Source organism: Actinomycetota bacterium (genome assembly GCA_030774015.1).
Classification (GTDB): domain Bacteria; phylum Actinomycetota; class UBA4738; order UBA4738; family JACQTL01; genus JALYLZ01.
This window is the reverse complement of record JALYLZ010000116.1, coordinates 1-2,286: the sequence shown is the minus strand read 5'-3', so window position 1 is coordinate 2,286 and position 2,286 is coordinate 1. Positions and strand designations below refer to the sequence as shown.

Annotated in this window: 3 protein-coding genes; all 3 read left to right on the top strand. The window is 67.4% G+C overall.

Annotated elements, in window-relative coordinates; translation table 11 throughout:
• Positions 1-362, top strand: a 362-nt coding sequence (locus M3Q23_11330; protein MDP9342659.1) for a hypothetical protein, incomplete at its 5' end; no start/stop codon positions are given.
• Positions 363-675: 313 nt separating this feature from the next.
• On the top strand, positions 676-1,056 hold the full coding sequence (locus M3Q23_11325; protein MDP9342658.1) for a hypothetical protein: 381 nt from the start codon (positions 676-678) through the stop codon (positions 1,054-1,056).
• A 154-nt stretch (positions 1,057-1,210) separates the two neighbouring features.
• The coding region (gene istA / locus M3Q23_11320) for an IS21 family transposase (GenBank protein ID MDP9342657.1) at positions 1,211-2,286 on the top strand (1,076 nt) is incomplete at its 3' end.

The following is a 2,286-nucleotide window of genomic DNA, read 5'->3' as shown; positions in this document are numbered from 1 at the left end:
AGCGCCTGCGCCAGATGGGAGAGGCGAGGGAGACCCTAGCGGAGCTCTATATCGACACGGTGGTGGACTCCACGATGTTCCTCGCCTTACGGGCCCGCGACCGGGTCGCCCTCGGGGAGATCGAGCCCAAGACGGTCACCGACGTCCTGCGGATCATCAAGGCCTATGAGCGGTTCCGGCCCACCCCGGAGACCCAAGGGATCTCCCCCTGGGAGTACCAGCAGGACCTCGCTTTCGTCATCGAGACGGCCAGACGGCACATGGACAAGAAGCAGTACGCGGAGTTCTTGGGGCAGCTTCAGACGGGCAGCCGTGAGCCGATGGTGGACGCAAACATCAAGTCCGCACCGAGTCCAGATTGACGCAAGGTCCGGCCTTCCGTTGAGACGAGCCTCGTCACTGAAGGTCGTCATCTGGAACATGCAGCAGAAGAGTTCCAACTGGGATCTGCTGCGGCCGCGAGAACCAGGCGCCCCCGACCGCGAGTGGTCGGACATGGAAAACGCCAACGTGTGCCTCCTCTGCGAGGCGCCGCCGGCACCCGGCGATATCCGTTCGATGGGTCAGGGAACCACGACCGGGCTGGAGGCCCCGCTCGGGCCCGAGTTTCCCGTCAGGAGGCCTTGGTCGACGGCCGTGGTCTCGCCGCCCAGGCGCTCCGGCGATCCACATGCCATGGCCGAGATCACGGACGCCCGCGTGGACCGGTACTACGGGAAGCAGCTCCCGTTCGCGCCCTCCCGCCCCGGCACGTGGGTGGCGGCCAGTGTAGATGTCGATGGCGTACAGGTGACGGCCGTCTGCCTTTACGGCCTCCTGGACGAGCGGTCCGACGCGTCGGTGCACCGCTCCTTGTCCGAGCTCTCGCCAATCTTCGACCATCCGGCGTACGGCAAGCGGCTCCTTCTTGGAGGAGACCTGAACATCCTGGCGAACCCGCGTCCGAACGCTCCTGTCCGGGAACGCCATCTCCTGGTGCTGGCCAGGATCAGGGCCTACGGTCTCATCGACTGTCCCACGCCAATGTGGACCAAACGGATCGGAGGGAGCTTGTAAACGCCGGTTGAAAAGGCGAACACCGGCGGCCTGAAAACGCCGGTCGAAAAGGTCAGCACCCCGACATCCCAAGTTCTGCTTGGTTGCGCCCGCAAGCTCACCCGTCGAGGGGAGCAGCGGAGCCGAGCAGACGGGAGAAGGAGTGCGAACCGACATGCAGGAGTGGACCGAGATCCGGCGCAGGGTCCTCGTGGAGGGCGCCTCGAAGCGTTCGGTCTGCAGGGACTACGGCATCGCCCACAAGACCCTGCAGAAGATCCTCGCCAACACCGAGCCACCGGGGTACCGGAGCAGCGCTCCTCGCCCCAAGACCAAGCTCGGTCCCTACCTGGGGGTGATCGAGGAGATCCTGGCCTCCGACCGGGAGGCGCCCCCCAAGCAGCGCCACACGGCCAAGCGCATCTTCTGCCGCCTCCGGGACGAGTACGGCTACCAAGGCGGCATCACCCAGGTCAAAGAGGCCGTGGCCCGGCACCACCGCCACGCCCAAGAGGTCTTCGTCCCCCTGTCCCATCCACCCGGTGAGGCCCAGTTCGACTTCGGCTACGCCACCGTCCAGATCGCGGGCGTGCGGCGCAAGGCCGCGTTCGCGGTGATGAGCCTCCCCTACTCGGACGCCTTCCACGTCTCCGCCTACCCCCGGGAGTGCACCGAGACCTTCCAGGCCGCCCACGTGGCCGCCTTCCGCTTCTTCGGGGGAGTGCCGACCAGGACGGCCTACGACAACACGACGATCGCGGTGCGCAAGGTGATCGGCCGGGAGCGCGCCTTGACCCGGGAGTTCCTTCGCCTGGAGAGCCACTTCCTGTTCACCCACCGGTTCTGCCGGGTCGGCCGGGGCAACGAGAAGGGCCACGTGGGGTCCCTCGTCGGGTACGGGCGGCGCAACTTCATGGTGCCCGTCCCCTCCTGCTCATCGTTCGTCGAGCTCAACGCCCGTCTGGAGGCCTCCTGCCGGGCCGACCTTCACCGGCGGGTCCGGGGCCAAGCCCGTGACCAAGGCCGAGCTGCTCGAGGTCGACCGAGCGGCGATGCTCGGGGTCCCGGCCGCTTCCTTCGAGGCCCGCCGGGTGGTGGCCGCCAGGGCGAACTCGCTCTCCCTTGTGCGGTTCGATCGCAACGACTACTCGGTCCCCACGGCGTTCGCCCATCACGAGCTCACCGTCGTGGGCGGCATCGAGCAGGTCCGCATCGTCTTCGGCACCCGGCTCGTTGCGACCCATCCCCGGA